This is a genomic window from Paraburkholderia sp. J63, assembly GCF_905220245.1.
Taxonomy (GTDB): domain Bacteria; phylum Pseudomonadota; class Gammaproteobacteria; order Burkholderiales; family Burkholderiaceae; genus Paraburkholderia.
Map to the genome: position 1 here is coordinate 38,812 of NZ_CAJMZF010000041.1, position 17,073 is coordinate 55,884.

Below are 17,073 nucleotides of genomic sequence, written 5' to 3' on the forward strand. Positions count from 1 at the left end.
CGCTTAGTGCGGTCCCATGCAAGGCTCGATCGCACCTGGCGCTTTGTGCCCGGTGCGATCTCATGCAGTTGCTAATGAAATGAACCAGTAGATCAGCGGTACTGACCCGCGTACTTCACAACCTTGTCGAGGTTCTCCTTCGTGATGAAACCCGGACCCGAGCGGATATTGCGCGGCCCGTACGAGGGTTGCAGGCCATAGGTTTCGAGCCGCTGCTTGAACTTGGGATTGGCTTCGAGAATCTGGCGGATCTTCGCCGGATCGGTCGTATGGTCTTTCTTCACGATCGCGAGCACGGCCACGGGGATATAGCCCTGCAGATACGGCTGCTGGTCGATGGCGAACTGGATCGTGCCCGCGCGGATCGCCTTGGCGATCTCGTCGGAGAAGTCGAAGGTGCAGAAGTAGATCTTGCCCGCGAGGCCCATCTGCTGCACGGCCTTGAGCGTGGCCGCGGCCGGCACCGGGCCGAGCGTGAGGATCGCACCGGTGTTCGGATGGTTGCGCAGATACGCGCTCACCTTCGACTGGATCTCGGTCGGGTCCTGGCCCGAGTCGATCGTCGAGGTCTTGTAGTTCACGCCGATGGCGTCCGCGAAGCCGCGGCAGCGGTCGAACGAAACGGTGTTGGTGGCGATGTGGTTCACGCAGAGGAACGATTTCACGCCTGCGGCCTTGGCCTTTTCGCCGGCCGCGTGACCCGCGACGTACTCGGGCTGGCCCACGTGCATGATCGCGCCCAGTTGCGCGCTCTGCTCCTCGGTGCCCGAGTTGATCGTGACGAGCGGGATCTTCTTTTCCGTGACCTTGCCGATGGCGCTCTTGAGCACGTCGTAGTCGGCGATGGTGGTGATGACGCCGTCGTAGTTGCGCGCGGCGGCCTGCTCGATCAGGCGCGCCATGTCGGCGATGTCGCCGTTGGGCGGATTGCGGTAGTCGGTCTCGACGTTGAAGTCCTCGTCGGCCTGCTTGATGGCGTTCTTGATGGTGTTCCACCACGAGTCCGAATCGGGCGCATGGCTGATCAACACGAAGTGCGCGTCGGCGGCCTGCGCCGTCTGCGCGCCCAGCACGCTCAAGCCGCTCAGTCCCGCTGCCAGCGCGAGCGCCGCGGCCAACCTGCGGAGCATGGTCCTGCCCTTGCGTTGCGTCATAGTCTCCACCTTTCTCGGTCTGTCGTTCGTTTTTCGGGCGAGCGCGGCAAGCGTCGTGGCGAGCTTTGCGAGCGTGCTCATCGACAAGATTAGGCGATCGCCTGGCCGGTTGCAATGAAAATTTCATTGCAAATAAAAATGGAAAATCTGTTCCAATCGGCGGTGGGGCTGCCTATAATCGGCTCCGTCGGCATGTCGCTCGAAACCAGGCTTGGCAAGGGTTTGCGGCACTGCGGCACGCACCGGGAAAAACCATCATGGCGGATGAAACCAGCGACGCCGTAGCAGGCGTAGACGAATTGATGCAGCGCATCGCGCACGACTACGAGGCGCTGCCGCGGCAGTTGAAGAATGTCGCGACCTATATCGAGCAGAACCGCGCGAGCGTGATGATGGATCGCACGAGCGACATCGCCGCAAGCTGCGGGGTCCATCCGTCGGCGGTGGTGCGCTTCGCGCAGCGCTTCGGCTTTTCGGGCTTTTCCGATCTGCAGGCGGTGTTCCGCCAGGCCTACGCGGGGCAGGGGGCGTCGGCCACGAGCTATCAGCAGCGCATTCGCCAGCTGATCGAGGCGAAGGACGGCAACGCGAGTCCGGCGCTCGGTGGCGCGGTGGCGCGCGAATTCATCGGCGCGTGCCGCAACGGGCTCGACGAGCTCGAGGCCGGGCTCGACGACGCGCAGTTCGACGCGGCGGTGAAGATGCTCGAGCACGCGGACAACATTTACGTGATCGGCGTGCGCCGCTCGTTCGCGGTGGCGAGCTATATCGTCTACGCGCTCCAGCACACGAGAAAGCGCGTGCATCTCGTCTCGGGTCTCGGCGGCATGTATCACGAGCAGATCCGCAGCGTGAAGAAGGGCGACGTGGTGATCGCCATCAGCTTCGCGCCCTACGGCAAGGAAACGCAGTACTGCCTGCGCGTGGCGCAGCAACACCAGGCGAAGACGCTGGTTATTACGGACAGCCAACTTTCGCCGCTCGCGCGTCACGCCGATGCGCAGCTCTATGTGAAGGAGGGGAGCGCGTTCGCGTTCCGCTCGCTGACCAGCACATTCTGCCTGTGCCAGGCGCTGTTCGTGGCGCTCGCGTACCGGCTCGAACTCAACGTGGAAGAATCGACCGACTCCGGAGGATACGATGACTGAAGCAAAGACGCTGAACGTGGCGGTGTTCGGCGCGGGCCGCATCGGCCGCATTCATGCGGCGAACCTCGCGCGCCAGAGCGGCGTGCGTCTGAAATACGTGGTCGACGTGAACCGCGAGGCCGCTGCCGCACTCGCGGCGCAGCACGGCGCGCAGGTGGCCGACGTGGACGGCGCGTTCGGCGACGCCTCGATTGGCGCGACGGTGATCTGCTCGTCCACCGATACGCACACCGAACTGATATTGAAGTCGGCGGCCGCGGGCAAGCCCATCTTCTGCGAGAAGCCGGTCGATCTCGCCATCGACCGCGCGCGCGAGTGCGCTGAAAGCGTCGCGCGCGCGGGCGTGGTGGCCATGATCGGCTTTCAGCGCCGCTACGATCCGACCTTTGCCGCGCTCAAGGCGCGCCTCGACGCGGGCGAGATCGGCACGCCGGAGATGCTGATCGTGACGAGCCGCGATCCGGGCGCGCCGCCCGTCGAATACATCAAGCACTCGGGCGGCATCTTCAAGGACATGCTGATCCACGACTTCGACATCTTCCGCTGGATTCTCGACGACGAAGCCGAGACCGTGCATGCCACGGGTAGCTGCCTTTCCGATCCGGCCATCGCGGAGGCCGGCGACATCGACTCGACCGCCGTGACGATCCGCACGAAGCGCGGCCGGCTTTGCCAGATCAACACGGCGCGGCGCGCGGCCTATGGCTACGACCAGCGCTTCGAGATTCTCGGCAGCGAGGGCATGCTCCAGGCCGGCAACCTGAAGCCCACCGAGGTCGTGGCATGGACGAAGCACGCGGTGGCGCAGGACGTGCCCGAGGCGTTCTTCCTCGAGCGCTATCGGGCCGCGTATGCGCGCGAGATGGCGCATTTTTACGAGGCGCTCACGCAGGGCACGCCCGTGCGCACGAGCGTGGCCGATGGCCTCAAGGCGCTGGAGCTCGCGGAAGCGGCAGCGCTTTCGTGGCGTGAAGGCCGCGTGGTGAAGCTCGGAGAGTGATTTGATCGCATGGGTGCCGCGCACGAAACGTGGCGCTAGCCAGATGCACAGGATGCCGAAGTAATTGCAAAGGAGGCGAACGATGCAGGCGAATGAACGTGCCCGGCCGTTGCGCGTGGGCGTGGCGGGACTCGGGCGGCTCGGGCGGCGGCACGCGCTGAACTTCGCGTATCGCGTGCCGGGCGCGACGCTGGCGGCGGTCTGCAGCCCGCTCGAAGACGACCTCGCGTGGGCGCGCGACGCGTTGCCCGAGGCCCGCCCTTACCGCGACTACACCGAGCTGCTCGCCGATACATCGATCGACGCCATCTGGCTCGTGACGCCTTCGGCGCTGCACGCGCAGCAGATCGTCGACGCGTTGCGCGCGGGCAAGCACGTGTTCTGCGAGAAGCCGCTCTCGCTCGACGTGGCCGAGTGCGAGCGCGTGGTCGATCAGGCGCGGCGCTTTGCCGGCCAGCAGGTGACGATCGGCTTCATGCGTCGTTTCGACCCGAGCTATCACGACGCGTTTGCGAAGGTGCGCGCGGGGGCGATCGGCCGGCCATTTCTCGTGCGCTCGCAAACCTGCGATCTCAACGATCCCGACGGCTTCTTCGTGCGCTTCGCGCCGACTTCGGGCGGCATTTTTCTCGACTGCACCGTGCACGACATCGACGTTGCACGCTGGCTGCTCGGCAAGCCGCGCGCCACGCGCGTGTTTGCGGCGGGCGCGGTCGCGCTGCACGAGGGTCTGCGCGAATTCGGCGACGTCGACAACGGCGTCGCGATCTGCGAGTTCGAGGGTGGCAAGCTCGCGATGTTCTATGCGTCGCGGACCATGGCGCACGGCAACGACACGTCGAGCGAGGTCATCGGCACGGCCGGCGCGCTCGCGATCGGCCATGTGCCGCGCGCGAACCGCGTGGAGATCTACGACGCGCAGGGCGTGCGGAGCGTTTGCACGCCGACCTTCTTCGACCGCTTCGAGGAGGCCTTCCTCGTCGAGGCCCAGGCGTTTGTCGCGGCGGTTCATGCGCGCGAGGGCGGCGCATCGGCGGACGCGGGGCAGGGCGCGACGCTAGAGGACGCGCTGGAGGCCACGCGAATCGGCTTCGCGCTGCGCGAGTCGCTGCGCACGGGGCAGGCGGTGACGCTCTGAGCCGCGGGGCGTCGCCGGGGCACGCGGATACCGGGCGACCAACGCAAAGAGGGTGCAAGCGTCGTTGTCCGTGGCTGCGGTAAAATCGCAGCTATCCGTGACGTACCCAGCGCCATCCGCAAGCGGCGGCGCGCCAACGAAGGATCCACCCGATGCAGATTCAGGTTCACAAGGAAGTGGATGCGCGCGGGCTGAACTGCCCGCTGCCGATCCTGCGCGCCAAGAAGGCGCTCGCCGATATGGAAAGCGGCCAGATACTCAAGGTGCTCGCGACCGATCCCGGCTCGCAGCGCGATTTCGCGGCTTTCGCGAAGCAAACAGGCAACGAGATCGTGGAAAGCTCGCAGCAAGACAAGACCTTCGTCTTCCTGATGCGTCGCCGCTGAGGCGAACCGAGCGAGCGGCGTTCAAAGCGCAACGCATAAAAATGGCCCGCAATCGTGAGATTGCGGGCCATTTTTCGTGGCCGGCGCCTTGCCAGAAGGCGCCTTGACGAAGCGCGTCTTAGCCTTCGAGCACCGGATTACGCGTGCGCAGATACTCGGCGAAGTCCTCGCCCACTTCCGGGTGGCGCATCGCGAATTCCACGGTCGCCTTCAGGTAGCCGAGCTTGCTGCCGCAATCGAAGCGTGTGCCGTGATACTTGTACGCGAGCACCTGCTCGTCGGCGAGCAGCGACTGGATGGCGTCGGTGAGCTGCAGCTCGCCGCCCGCACCGGGCTTGAGCGCGCGCAGATGCTCGAAAATGCGCGGCTTGAGCACGTAGCGGCCCACCACGCCGAGGTTCGACGGCGCGACTTCGGGCGCCGGCTTTTCGACGATGCCCGAGAGCTTGACGATTGCGTCTTCCCACTCCTTGCCGTCGACGATGCCGTACGAACGCGTCTCCGAGGGCGGGATCTCTTCCACGCCGAGCACCGAGCTATGGTAGTGGTCGAACACGTCGACCATCTGCTTCATGACGGGCGGCGTGCCGTAGAGCAGGTCGTCGGCGAGAATCACGGCGAACGGGTTGTCGCCCACGAGCTTTTCCGCGCACAGCACGGCGTGGCCCAGACCCAATGCTTCTGGCTGGCGCACGTAGAAGCAGTCGACGTTGTTCGGCTTGATGTTGCGCACCAGCTCGAGCAGCTTGGCCTTGCCGCGCGCCTCGAGCTCGGCCTCGATCTCATAGGATTTGTCGAAATGGTCTTCGATCGCGCGCTTGCTGCGGCCCGTCACGAAGATCATCTCGGTGATGCCAGCCGCGACGGCCTCCTCGACCGCGTACTGGATCAGCGGCTTGTCGACGACCGGCAGCATTTCCTTCGGGCTCGCCTTGGTGGCGGGAAGGAAGCGCGTGCCGAGGCCCGCCACCGGGAATACCGCTTTAGTAACTTTTAGCATGTCTATGGTCCTGGTTCTGGTGAGCTCCGGCGCCGTGCGCGCCGCCAGAGCTCACCTTAGCCGATTCAGGCAGGCAACCGCGCGAGTTGCGCGGTCAGCTTGCCCAGCGTTGCCTGAAATTCTGCCAGCCTCTTCTGCTCTTGCTCAACCACCGCAGGCGGGGCTTTTGCTACAAAACTGTCATTTCCTAGCTTGGCATTGCACTTCGTCACTTCGTTCGTCAGTCGCGCAATCTCCTTCGAGAGACGTTCGCGCTCGGCTGCCACGTCGATCTCGACCTTCAGCACGAGCTTGTCTGTCCCTACGATAGCAACCGGCGCGCCCGCCGAGGCGGCGTCCAGCGTGGCCTCGTCGGCGATGATCTGGACCTCCGAGAGCTTCGCGAGCGCCTGCGCATAGGGCGCGAACGACGCGAGACGCTCCGCGTTGCCCGTGACCAGCAGCGGCACCTTGGTGGCGGGCGAGAGGCCCATCTCGCCACGCAGGTTGCGGCACGCGTCGATCACGGCCTTCAGATCCGCGGCCCATTGCTCGGCGGCTTCGTCGATCTTCTTCGGCTCGGCCAGCGGGTAGCGCTGCATCATGATCGATGCCTCGCCCTCGGCCGCGCCTTCGGGGTACGCGTCGGTGAGCGGCGCCACCTTCTGCCACAGCGCTTCGGTGATGAACGGAATCACCGGATGCGCGAGGCGCAGCACCGTCTCCAGCACGCGCAAAAGCGTGCGCCGCGTGGCGCGCTGCTGCTCGGGCGTGCCGGTCTGGATCTGAACCTTCGCGAGCTCCAGGTACCAGTCACAGTATTCGTCCCAGACGAACTTGTATATGGCGTTGGCCACGTTGTCGAAGCGATAGTCGGCGAAACCCTTCGCGACCTCGGCTTCCACGCGCTGGAGCAGCGAGACGATCCAGCGGTCGGCCTGCGAGAAGTGCGTGTAGCCGCCCGGTTCGCAATCGCCCGGCGCGCAGGGGCCCGGCTTGGAAAAGCCGCAGTCGTGGCCTTCGCAGTTCATCAGCACGAAGCGCGTGGCGTTCCAGAGCTTGTTGCAGAAGTTGCGATAGCCCTCGCAGCGCGCGAGGTCGAAGTTCACGTTGCGGCCGAGCGTGGCCATCGAGGCCATCGTGAAGCGCAGCGCATCGGTGCCGAAGGCCGGAATGCCGTTCGGGAACTCCTTGCGCGTCTTCTTCTCGATGGTCGCGGCCTGCCTGGGATTCATGAGGCCCGTGGTGCGCTTGGCGACCAGCGCCTCGAGCTCGATGCCGTCGACGATGTCGATCGGGTCGAGCGTATTGCCCTTGCTCTTCGACATCTTCTGGCCTTCGGCGTCGCGCACGAGGCCGTGCACGTAGACGGTGTCGAACGGCACCTTGCCGGTGAAGTGCGTGGTCATCATGACCATGCGCGCCACCCAGAAGAAGATGATGTCGAAGCCCGTCACCAGCACGGAAGACGGCAGGAAGGCCTTCAGTTCAGGCGTCTCCTCTGGCCAGCCGAGCGACGAGAACGGCACGAGCGCCGACGAGAACCACGTGTCGAGCACGTCCTCGTCGCGCTTGAGCGCGCCCTGGTAGCCCTTCGCGTCGGCCTGCGCGCGCGCTTCTTCCTCGCTCTTGGCGACGAAGATTTCGCCGTTCTCGCCGTACCAGGCCGGAATCTGATGGCCCCACCAGAGCTGGCGCGAGATGCACCAGTCCTGGATGTTTTCGAGCCACTGGTAGTAGGTCGTGGTCCAGTTCTCGGGCACGAACTTGATCTGGCCGCTGCGCACCACGTCGAGCGAGGTTTCGGTGATCGACTTGCCGGGGTTGAACGTGCCTTCGGGCGCGGGCTTGGTCATCGCCACGAACCACTGGTCGGTCAGCATCGGCTCGATCACGACGCCCGTGCGGTCGCCGCGCGGCACCATGAGCTTGTGCGGCTGCACCGATTCGAGCAGGCCCAGCGCCTCGAAGTCGGCGACCACCTGCTTGCGCGCGTCGAAGCGATCGAGGCCGCGGTACTTCTCGGGCGCGTTCTCGTTGATCTTCGCGTCGAGCGTGAGGATCTCGATCATCGGCAGGCCGTGGCGCTGGCCCACCTGGTAGTCGTTGAAGTCGTGCGCGGGCGTGACCTTCACGACGCCCGTGCCGAACTCGCGGTCCACGTATTCGTCGGCGATGATGGGGATCTCGCGGTCGGTCAGCGGCAGCTTCACCATCTTGCCGATCAGGTGCGCGTAGCGCTCGTCTTCGGGATGGACCATGACGGCCGTGTCGCCGAGCATGGTTTCCGGGCGCGTGGTCGCGACCGTGAGGTGGCCCGAGCCGTCGGCGAGCGGGTAGCGCAGGTGCCAGAGGTTGCCGTTTTCTTCTTCGCTCGCCACTTCGAGGTCAGAGACCGCGGTGAGCAGCACCGGGTCCCAGTTCACGAGGCGCTTGCCGCGGTAGATCAGGCCCTGTTCGTAGAGGCGCACGAACACATCGCGCACGGCGGCCGACATCTTGTCGTCCATCGTGAAGTATTCGCGCGACCAGTCGATCGAGGCGCCCAGGCGGCGCACCTGGCCCGTGATGGTCGAGCCCGATTGCTGTTTCCATTCCCATACGCGTTCGACGAACTTCTCGCGGCCGAGGTCGTGGCGCGAGATCTTCTGCGCGTCGAGCTGGCGCTCCACGACGATCTGCGTGGCGATGCCCGCGTGGTCGGTGCCCGGCACCCACAGGGTGTTTTCGCCGAGCATGCGGTGGTAGCGCGTCAGGCCGTCCATGATGGTCTGGTTGAACGCGTGTCCCATGTGCAGCGTGCCCGTGACGTTGGGCGGCGGCAACTGGATCGAGAAGTTGGCGCGGCCGGGCGTGAGGGGCGCGGCGGCATAGCCGCGGCGCTCCCATTCGGGGCCCCAATGGGCTTCGATCGTCTGCGGCTCGAAGCTTTTCGCTAGCGTGCTGTCGCTCATGGGTGGAATCTGCCGAAAAAAGATGCTGAAAACCTTCGATTATAAGGGGAAGCGTCGCCGGGCCGGGCGCCCGGACCGGATGGAGCGGGTCGCGAGGCGCTCGCCGGCCGTCAGCGCAAAATGATGTACAGGTATCGCATCGGCGTTTTTCCTTCCCGTAACTTCCTCTCTGTCCCGGCTTTCGCGTAGCGGCCTCCAGGGCTGTGGCACCGGACGCCCGCGGAACTGCCTCGTTGCGTTTGCAGGCAGCTTTCACGGGACCGGTCCATCGCGAAGGGCGCGCGCGTTGCGCAGCGGCGTTGCCGACTGCGCGTGCGCGGCCAGTTATGGCTGGCTTTCCGGACAACCCGGCCAGACGGGTCCTCTGGTTTTGAGTCTGAAGGATAGTCATGCGAAAAATCGACAGAGAAGAAATGAAATCGGTGGCGGGCGGTTGCGGCATCCTCTCCTGCGGCCTCCAGTCGTTGCTCGATTGGCCAACGGGTGCGCAGGACGGCACCGGCGGCAACGGCAGCACCACAGGCGGCAACCCCGGTGGCGAGATTGGCGGGCGCCTGGGGCGCGGGCTCGGCGGTGCGTTGGCGGGGCCGCTCGGGGCCGCGATTCTGGGCGGCGCGGGCGGCGGGGCGGGCGGCCTCGCGAGCGGTCTGATCAACGCCGCTACGGGAAATCTAGCCGGGGGTTCGCCCGCAGCTTCGGGGGCGGACGGCGGCGCAGGTTCGGCTTCCATCCCGGGCGCGCTGGCCGGCGGCGCAGGTTTGCCGCCCGGCATGCCGCCGCCTTCGCCCGGCATGCCGCCGCCGCCGCCCGATGCTGGCGGCGATATGGCCGGCGGTTACGCATTGGCAGGCGCATCCACGGGGAATTTCAGCGCTGGCGGTTCAGCGAACGATAACGCTGGCGGTCCGGCGAACTACAACAACAGCGCTAGCTACAGCTACAGCAATCCGGCCGGACTCTTCAGCCAGACGAGCTACTCAAATTCGGGCGCGGTCGCGCCCTCCGGTGGCTACAGTAGCGAGGCTGATGCCAGCAATAGCCTCAATGCGCTGACCGGCGAGCAATCGTCGAGCCAAAGCAGCAGCTTCAGCAGCTACGGCAGCATGGCGTAGGCCGCCTGCGCGGAGTGACTGACGTGGCGGAGCGGGGCGTTACCGCTCGCGCCGCCCGTCATGCCCCTCGGGACACCGGGCATTCGCCGGCGTCCCGGGGCCCGAAGCGCCTTGCAGGGTTGCGAGCCATGCCCATCTATAATGGCGGTCTACTCTGAAGCCCGCTGCCCTCATGCCCGAACTGCTCGCGAACCTGAACCCCGAACAACACGCCGCCGTCACGTTGCCGAACGAACCGGCGCTCATTCTGGCCGGGGCCGGCAGCGGCAAGACGCGCGTGCTCATCACGCGCATCGCGTGGCTGATCCAGCAGGGCCTCGCCTCGCCGATGACGATCCTCGCCGTGACCTTCACGAACAAGGCCGCGCGCGAAATGATGAGCCGCCTGCAGGCGATGATGCCCATCGACACGCGCGGCATGTGGATCGGCACCTTCCACGGCCTGTGCAACCGCATGCTGCGCGCGCATTACCGCGACGCGGGCCTGCCGCAGACCTTCCAGATCCTCGACACGGCCGACCAGCTTTCGGCCATCAAGCGTCTGATGAAGGGCCTGAACATCGACGACGAAAAGTATCCGCCGAAGAACCTCCAGTACTTCATCAACAACGCGAAGGAGCAGGGCCTGCGGCCGAAGGACGTCGACGTCACGGACAACTTCAACCGCAAGTTCGTCGAGCTCTACGAAGCCTATGACCAGCAGTGCCAGCGCGAAGGCGTGGTCGATTTCGCCGAGCTGCTGCTGCGCTGCTACGAACTGCTCGCGCATAACCCGCCGCTGCGGGCGCACTATCAGGCGCGCTTTCGCGACATCCTCGTCGACGAGTTCCAGGACACCAACAAGCTCCAGTACGCGTGGCTCAAGCTGCTCGCGGGGCCCGGCAACGCGATCTTCGCCGTGGGCGACGACGACCAGTCGATCTATGCGTTCCGCGGCGCGAACGTCGGCAACATGCGCGACTTCGAAGAGGAATTCCGCGTCAAGCATCTGATCAAGCTCGAGCAGAACTATCGTTCGCACGGCCATATTCTCGATGCCGCGAACTATCTGATCGCGCACAACTCGCGGCGCCTCGGCAAGAACCTGCGCACCGACGCGGGCCACGGCGAGCCGGTGCGCGTCTACGAGGCCGCGACCGACTCGCAGGAAGCGGGCTGGATCGTCGAGGAGGTGCGCGCGCTCATCAATCAGGGCCTCGCGCGCAACGAGATCGCCATTCTCTACCGCAGCAACGCGCAGTCGCGCACGATCGAGCACACGCTCGTGAACGCGGGCGTGCCGTACAAGGTCTATGGCGGCCTGCGCTTCTTCGAGCGCCAGGAAGTGAAGCACGCGCTCGCGTATCTGCGCCTGATCGACAACCCGAACGACGACACCGCGTTCGCGCGCGTCGTGAACTTCCCGACGCGCGGCATTGGCGCGCGCTCGATCGAGCAGCTCGCCGACGCCGCGCGCCTCTACAACTGCTCGATGGCGGCGGCGATTCCCTACGTCACGGGCAAGGCGGGCACGAGTCTCGGCTCGTTCGCGAATCTCGTCGCGAAGATGCGCGTCGACACCGCGCAGATGAGCCTGCCCGAAACCGTCGAGTACACGGTGCGCATGAGCGGTCTGGCCGAGTTCTACCAGAATGAGCGCGAAGGCCAGGACCGTCTGGAGAACTTGCAGGAACTCGTGACCGCGGCCACGGCGTTCGTGAGCGAGGAAGGCTACGGCATGGACACGCCCGCGCGCTCGATTCCGCTGCGCCCCGGCGCGAGCAAGGCGCCCGAGATCGTCTCGCAGGACGGCGAGATCGAAGTGCTCGAGGCGCCCGCGATCACGGATCCCGCGCAGAACCCCGACCTCATGACGCCGCTCGCGGGCTTTCTCTCGCACGCGTCGCTCGAAGCCGGCGACAACCAGGCGCAGGCGGGTCAGGACGCCGTGCAGCTGATGACCGTGCACGCGGCGAAGGGCCTCGAATTCACGGCGGTGTTCATTACCGGTCTCGAAGAGGGGCTGTTCCCGCACGAGAACAGCGCGATGGAGGCCGATGGCCTCGAAGAAGAGCGCCGCCTGATGTACGTGGCGATCACGCGCGCGAAGGAGCGGCTCTATATCTCGTTCGCGCAGAGCCGCCTGCTGCATGGCCAGACGCGCTACAACGTGCGCTCGCGCTTCTTCGACGAGCTGCCGCAGGAGTCGCTCAAGTGGCTCACGCCGAAGGTCGAGGCGGGCGCGCGCTGGGGCGGGCGCTCGGACAACGCCGGCTGGGGCCGCGACTGGTTCTCGCGTCCGGGCGGAGGCAGTGCCGGCGGCCGCGAGCGCGACGCCTATATCGCGGACAAGAGCCCGGCGCCCGCGTTCGCCAACGAGCAGCGCGCGGCCGAGACGGGTTTCCGCGTGGGCCAGGCCGTGTTCCACACGAAGTTCGGCGAAGGCACGATCACGGCGCTCGAAGGCAGCGGCGCCGACGCCAAGGCGCAGGTGCGCTTCAAGCGCCACGGCGAGAAGTGGCTCGCGCTGGCCGTGGCGAAGCTGCAGGCGGTCGAGTGAGCGCCGTGGCGCCTGGCACGAATCGACTTGACCCCTCGGCGTAATCTTCGACGCAATCCTTCGGCGTAATCCTTCGCAATCCGGCAGGCCATTGAAGCCATGAACTCCTCGTCCCCGCAGTCCAGCCCCGCCGCGGCGCGCCCGCTTGGCGTGCTCGCCGCGCTTCCCCAGGAACTCGGCGACCTGATCGCCACGATGCAGGCCGAGTCGGGTGTGCTCACGCGCACGCTCGGGCGGCGCGACTATCACCTCGGCACCGTGCACGGCGCGCCCTGCGTGGTGACGCTCGCGCGCGTGGGCAAGGTGGCCGCGGCGGCCACGGCCAGCGCGCTGATCCACGTATTCGACGTGGACGCCGTGGTCTTCACGGGCGTCGCGGGCGGCGTGGGACCTGACGTGCATGTCGGCGACGTGGTGGTCGGCGAGACGCTGCTCCAGCACGACATGAACGCCGAGCCGCTGTTCCCGCGCCACGAAATCCCGCTGCTCGCGCGCTCGCGCTTCGACGCCGACCATGCGCTGGCCGCCGCGCTGGCGGCCGCGTGCGAGCGCTTCATCGCCGAGGAGAGCGCGGCGCTGGCCGCGCGCTTTGGCGCCGCGCTGCCGCGCTTCGAAACGGCGCTGCCGCGCGTGCATCGCGGGCTCGTGATCAGCGGCGACCAGTTCGTGGCGAGCGCCGCGGCCGTGGGCGCGCTGCGCGCGGCCTTGCCCGACGCGCTCGCCGTGGAAATGGAAGGCGCCGCCATCGCCCAGGTCTGTCACGAGTACGACGTGCCGTGCGCCGTGGTGCGCACCATCTCCGATACCGCCGACGAGCATGCGAGCACCTCGTTCTCGTCGTTCCTCACCGAGATCGCCGGCACGTATTCGACTGGCATTCTGCGGCGCTTTCTCGCGTCGTACACCCCGGCGGGGCGCTGAGCGGAGCGGATCCCGGCGGGCCGCAGTCAACCCGTGGGCGCGGGTTAACAATGACTGTGAAATTATTTATATCTAAAGTAATCTGGCGCGAACTGTTCAACCGCCATTGACCGACCGCGCCTGAAAGTCCGCGCCCGCGCCTTAGACCCCCCTATAAGGCATGGTGAGATGCCGGCCGGGAAGGCGCCGTGCCCGCCCATGTCCGATGCCCGTTCCATCCCCGCGCGCACGACGCGCGCCGTCCTGCTCGTCTGCGGCCTGTCCGTCCTCTTCGAAGGCTACGACGTCGGCAGCCTCGGCGCGGTGCTGCCCGCGCTCGCCGCCGACCGCCACTGGAGCCTCACGCCGATGCAGCTCGGCGCGCTCGGCAGCTACGCGCTCGCTGGCATGTTCTTCGGCGGCATGGCGATCGGCACGCTCGGCGACCTGCTCGGGCGGCGGCGCATGCTGCTGGCCTGCGTCGCGCTGTTTTCGCTCACCATGGCCGGCGCCGCGCTCGCGCCCACGCCGTTCTGGTTCGGCGTGTGCCGCTTCTTGGGCGGCTTGGGCCTCGGCGGCGTGATTCCGGTGGCCGCCGCGCTCACCATCGAGTATTCGCCGCCGGCGCGCCGCAGCGTCAACTACGGGATGATGTATTCGGGCTACTCGCTCGGCATTCTTTGCGCCGCGCTCGTGTCGATGGTGCTCCTGCCCGTGTGGGGCTGGCGCGGCGTGATGGCCGTGGGCGCGCTGCCGCTGCTCGCGCTGGTGCCCATGGCGCGCGTGCTGCCCGAATCGCTCGACTATCTGGCCGCGCGCGGACGCCTGGCCGAGGCGAGGGCGCTCGCCGCGCGGCTCGGCGTGACGGGCGAGCTTGCCGAACGTCCTGTTAAGCAAGACGCCGCATCGCACGCGCGGGCCAGCCTGAGCGACGTCGTGGCGGCGATCTTCGCGCGGCGCCGCCTGCGCGCGACGGCCTGCTTCTGGGTCGCGCTGTTCTGCGGCATGTTGCTCGTGTACGGCCTCAACACCTGGCTGCCGATGATCATGCGCAAGCAGGGCTACGACCTCGGTTCGAGCCTCGCCTTCCTGCTCGTGTTCAGCCTGACTTCGGCCTGCGGCGGCGTGGTGCTCGGCAAGCTCGCCGACCGCTTCGGCGTGCGCGCGACGGTCGCGCTCGCCTACGCCATCGGCGCGCTCGCGATCGCCGCGCTGATGACCCGCAATGCGCTCTTTGCGAGCTATGCGCTCGTGGCGCTCGCCGGCATCGGCAGCATCTCCGCTTCGCTGATCCTGACCGGGCACCTGACGCACTTCTATCCGGCCCATGCACGCGGCGCGGCGACGGGCTGGGCGCTGTCCTTCGCGCGCTTCGGGGCGGTGTGCGGGCCGCTCATGGGCGGCTATATCGCGAGCGTCGGCGCGAACTGGTCGTGGAATTTCGTGGCCTTCGCGGCGACGGGGCTCGTGGCGGCGCTGGCGGTCGCGGCATTGCCCTCGCGTGCGCGCGTGGAGGCGGGCGAGGGCGGGGAGGCGGCAGGCGACGGTGCTCGGGCGCGAGGCGCCGCCGATCGCGGCGCGCAGCTTTCCTGAGGCTTGTTCGAAGCGGCGGTCGATGGCCTCAGCCGCGCGGGCGCAACCTGACCGAATGTCTCCCGTCGATTAGCGTCGTTTGATTTCGCTTGGCTGGGGTTGCTTGACGTTTCCGGGCGTCGCTTAAAGTCGACCAACCTCGCTTGGCGCCGCCCCGCGCGCCGTCACCTCACGCCTTCCCGGCCAACGCCACCGCCTCGCGGATCTGCTGCAGCGCCGCGGCGTCCTCGATGGTCGGCAACTCGCCCGGCTCGCGCCCCTCGGCGAGCGCCGCGATCGCGCGGCGCAGGAGCTTGCCCGAGCGCGTCTTCGGCAGCATCGAGACGAAGTGCACGCGCGCGGGCCGCCCGATCGCGCCGAGCTGGCGGTCCACGGTGGCCGCGAGCGCGGCGGCGAGCTTTTCCGCCGCGGCGGGGTCGGCCGCCGCGGCCGCATCGCGGAGCACCACGAATGCGAGGGCGGCCTGGCCCTTGACCGCGTCGTTCACGCCCACCACGGCCACTTCCGCGACCGCCGCGTGCGACGAGATCGCCTCTTCGATCTCGCGCGTGCCGAGCCGGTGGCCCGCCACGTTGATGACGTCGTCGGTGCGGCCGAGGATCGTCACATAGCCGTTCTCGTCCTGTACGCCCCAGTCGAAGGTCGAATAGACCTCGTGGCCCGGCACGCTCTCCCAGTAGGTCTTCACGAAACGCGCGTCGTCGCCCCAGACGGTCTGCATGCAGCCCGGCGGCAGCGGATAGCCAAGCGTGATCACGCCTTTTTCGCCTTGCGCGCAGGGCTCGCCCGTATGCTCGTTGCGCAGCACGAGATCGTAGCCGTAGCAGGGCACGCCCGGCGAGCCGACCTTCTGCGGCAGCGCCTCCACGCCGGACTGGATCGCGAGCATCGGCCAGCCGGTCTCGGTCTGCCAGTAGTTGTCGACGACCTTCTTGCCGAGCGCATCGGCGATCCAGACGGCCGTGGGCTCGTCGAGCGGCTCACCCGCGAGAAACAGCGTGCGCAGGCTCGAGAGATCGGCCGCGCGCAGCAGCGCCGGGTCCTGCTTCTTGAGCACGCGAATCGCGGTGGGGGCCGTGAACATGAGGTTGATGCGGTGCTGCTCGACGAGGCGCCACCAGATGCCGCCATCGGGCCGGACGGGCGTGCCCTCGTACATCACCGTGGTCATGCCCGCGAGGAGCGGCGCATAGATGATGTAGCTGTGGCCCACGACCCAGCCGATATCGGACGCCGTGAACAGCGTGTCGCCCGCGCGGCCCTCGAAGATGTATTCCATCGAGGCGGCGAGCGCCACGGCATAGCCGCCCACGTCGCGCTGCACGCCCTTCGGTTTGCCGGTCGTGCCCGAGGTGTAGAGCACATACGAGGGCTCGTTCGATTCGAGCCATTCGCAAGGGATCTGCGCTTCGTAATGCTGCTCGCGCAACGGTTCGTAGTCGACCCGGTACGGCGCGTTCAGGCGTTCGGGCGCAAGCTGCCGGTCGATCATCAGCACGTGCGGTGGCGCATGTTCGGCGCGCGCCATGGCCTCGTCGACGAGCGGCGTGTAGTCGATCACCTTGCCGCCGCGCGCGCCGGCGTCGGCGGAGACGAGCAGCGCGGGTTTTGCGTCGTCGATGCGCGCGGCGAGGCTCGGCGCCGCGAAGCCGCCGAACACGACCGAGTGAATCGCGCCAAGACGCGCGCAGGCGAGCACCGCGAACACGGCCTCGGGAATCATCGGCAAATAGATCAGCACGCGGTCGCCGCGCTTCACGCCGAGCGAGCGCATCACGGCGGCCATGCGGTTCACTTCGGCGTGCAGATCGGCATAGGTGTAGCGGCGCTCGATGCCGGTTTCGGTCGAGACGTAGACGAGTGCGTTCTGGTGTGCGCGCGTCGCGAGGTGGCGGTCGACGGCGTTGAAGCACAGGTTCGTGCGCCCGCCCGCGAACCAGCGCGCGAAGGGCGGATTCGAGCGGTCGAGCACCTCGGTGAACGGCGTCTCCCAATGGATGCGCGCGGCTTCGCGGCGCCAGAAGTCTTCAGGTCGATCGATCGACTCGCGGTGGAACTCGCGGTAACGGCCCATGACGTCCATCCTCCCGTGCGGTGTGGCGGTTTCTGCACGTTGCGCAGGCCCGCGTGGCGGCCGGATCCGGCTCTGAAGGGTCGAGGATAGTGCAGC

At 67.1% G+C, this 17,073-nt stretch carries 12 protein-coding genes; 8 read left to right on the forward strand and 4 right to left on the reverse strand.

All coding sequences use genetic code 11. The annotated features are described in order from the left end of the window. Positions 1-92 precede the first annotated feature (92 nt). Positions 93-1,154: a sugar ABC transporter substrate-binding protein gene (locus U5775_RS30915; RefSeq protein WP_322061927.1), complete on the reverse strand. Its 1,062-nt coding sequence runs from the start codon at positions 1,152-1,154 to the stop codon at positions 93-95. 257 nt (positions 1,155-1,411) lie between these two features. On the opposite strand from U5775_RS30915, the gene U5775_RS30920 reads away from it, so the two are divergent. The 4 genes from U5775_RS30920 (at position 1,412) to U5775_RS30935 (ending at position 4,826) form a co-directional block, all read left to right on the forward strand. Further along, positions 1,412-2,302: a MurR/RpiR family transcriptional regulator gene (locus tag U5775_RS30920; RefSeq protein WP_322061928.1), complete on the forward strand. Its 891-nt coding sequence runs from the start codon at positions 1,412-1,414 to the stop codon at positions 2,300-2,302. Beyond that, positions 2,295-3,302 (forward strand): inositol 2-dehydrogenase, encoded by a 1,008-nt coding sequence (gene iolG / locus U5775_RS30925; RefSeq protein WP_322061929.1) that lies wholly within the window; start codon positions 2,295-2,297, stop codon positions 3,300-3,302. Before U5775_RS30920 ends, iolG begins: the two co-directional genes overlap by 8 nt. 82 nt (positions 3,303-3,384) lie before the next feature. Continuing rightward, positions 3,385-4,440 (forward strand): Gfo/Idh/MocA family oxidoreductase, encoded by a 1,056-nt coding sequence (locus tag U5775_RS30930; protein WP_322061930.1) that lies wholly within the window; start codon positions 3,385-3,387, stop codon positions 4,438-4,440. Positions 4,441-4,598: 158 nt separating this feature from the next. Then, positions 4,599-4,826: a sulfurtransferase TusA family protein gene (locus U5775_RS30935; protein WP_028208042.1), complete on the forward strand. Its 228-nt coding sequence runs from the start codon at positions 4,599-4,601 to the stop codon at positions 4,824-4,826. A gap of 118 nt (positions 4,827-4,944) precedes the next feature. Here U5775_RS30935 and galU read toward each other — a convergent pair whose 3' ends face one another. Both galU and U5775_RS30945 read right to left on the reverse strand, forming a co-directional pair. Beyond that, positions 4,945-5,826, reverse strand: coding sequence for a UTP--glucose-1-phosphate uridylyltransferase GalU (gene galU / locus U5775_RS30940; protein ID WP_322061931.1), 882 nt, complete (start codon positions 5,824-5,826; stop codon positions 4,945-4,947). 65 nt (positions 5,827-5,891) lie between these two features. Continuing rightward, the gene (locus U5775_RS30945; protein WP_322061932.1) at positions 5,892-8,759 is read right to left on the reverse strand and encodes a valine--tRNA ligase; all 2,868 of its coding nucleotides are present in this window, start codon (positions 8,757-8,759) and stop codon (positions 5,892-5,894) included. 389 nt (positions 8,760-9,148) lie between these two features. On the opposite strand from U5775_RS30945, the gene U5775_RS30950 reads away from it, so the two are divergent. From U5775_RS30950 to U5775_RS30965, 4 genes are all read left to right on the forward strand, one after another. After that, positions 9,149-9,871, forward strand: a complete 723-nt coding sequence (locus U5775_RS30950; RefSeq protein WP_322061933.1) for a hypothetical protein — start codon at positions 9,149-9,151, stop codon at positions 9,869-9,871. A gap of 172 nt (positions 9,872-10,043) precedes the next feature. Then, complete coding sequence (locus U5775_RS30955) at positions 10,044-12,410, forward strand: UvrD-helicase domain-containing protein (RefSeq protein WP_322061934.1); 2,367 nt, start codon at positions 10,044-10,046, stop codon at positions 12,408-12,410. A gap of 99 nt (positions 12,411-12,509) precedes the next feature. Further along, positions 12,510-13,331, forward strand: coding sequence for a 5'-methylthioadenosine/adenosylhomocysteine nucleosidase (locus tag U5775_RS30960; protein ID WP_322061935.1), 822 nt, complete (start codon positions 12,510-12,512; stop codon positions 13,329-13,331). Between the two features lie 198 nt (positions 13,332-13,529). After that, a complete protein-coding gene (locus U5775_RS30965; protein WP_322061936.1) occupies positions 13,530-14,903 on the forward strand; it encodes an MFS transporter in 1,374 nt (457 codons plus the stop codon). A gap of 169 nt (positions 14,904-15,072) precedes the next feature. Here the strand turns inward: U5775_RS30965 and U5775_RS30970 are convergent, their stop codons facing one another. Continuing rightward, positions 15,073-16,977, reverse strand: coding sequence for a propionate--CoA ligase (locus U5775_RS30970; RefSeq protein WP_322061937.1), 1,905 nt, complete (start codon positions 16,975-16,977; stop codon positions 15,073-15,075). Positions 16,978-17,073: the final 96 nt, after the last annotated feature.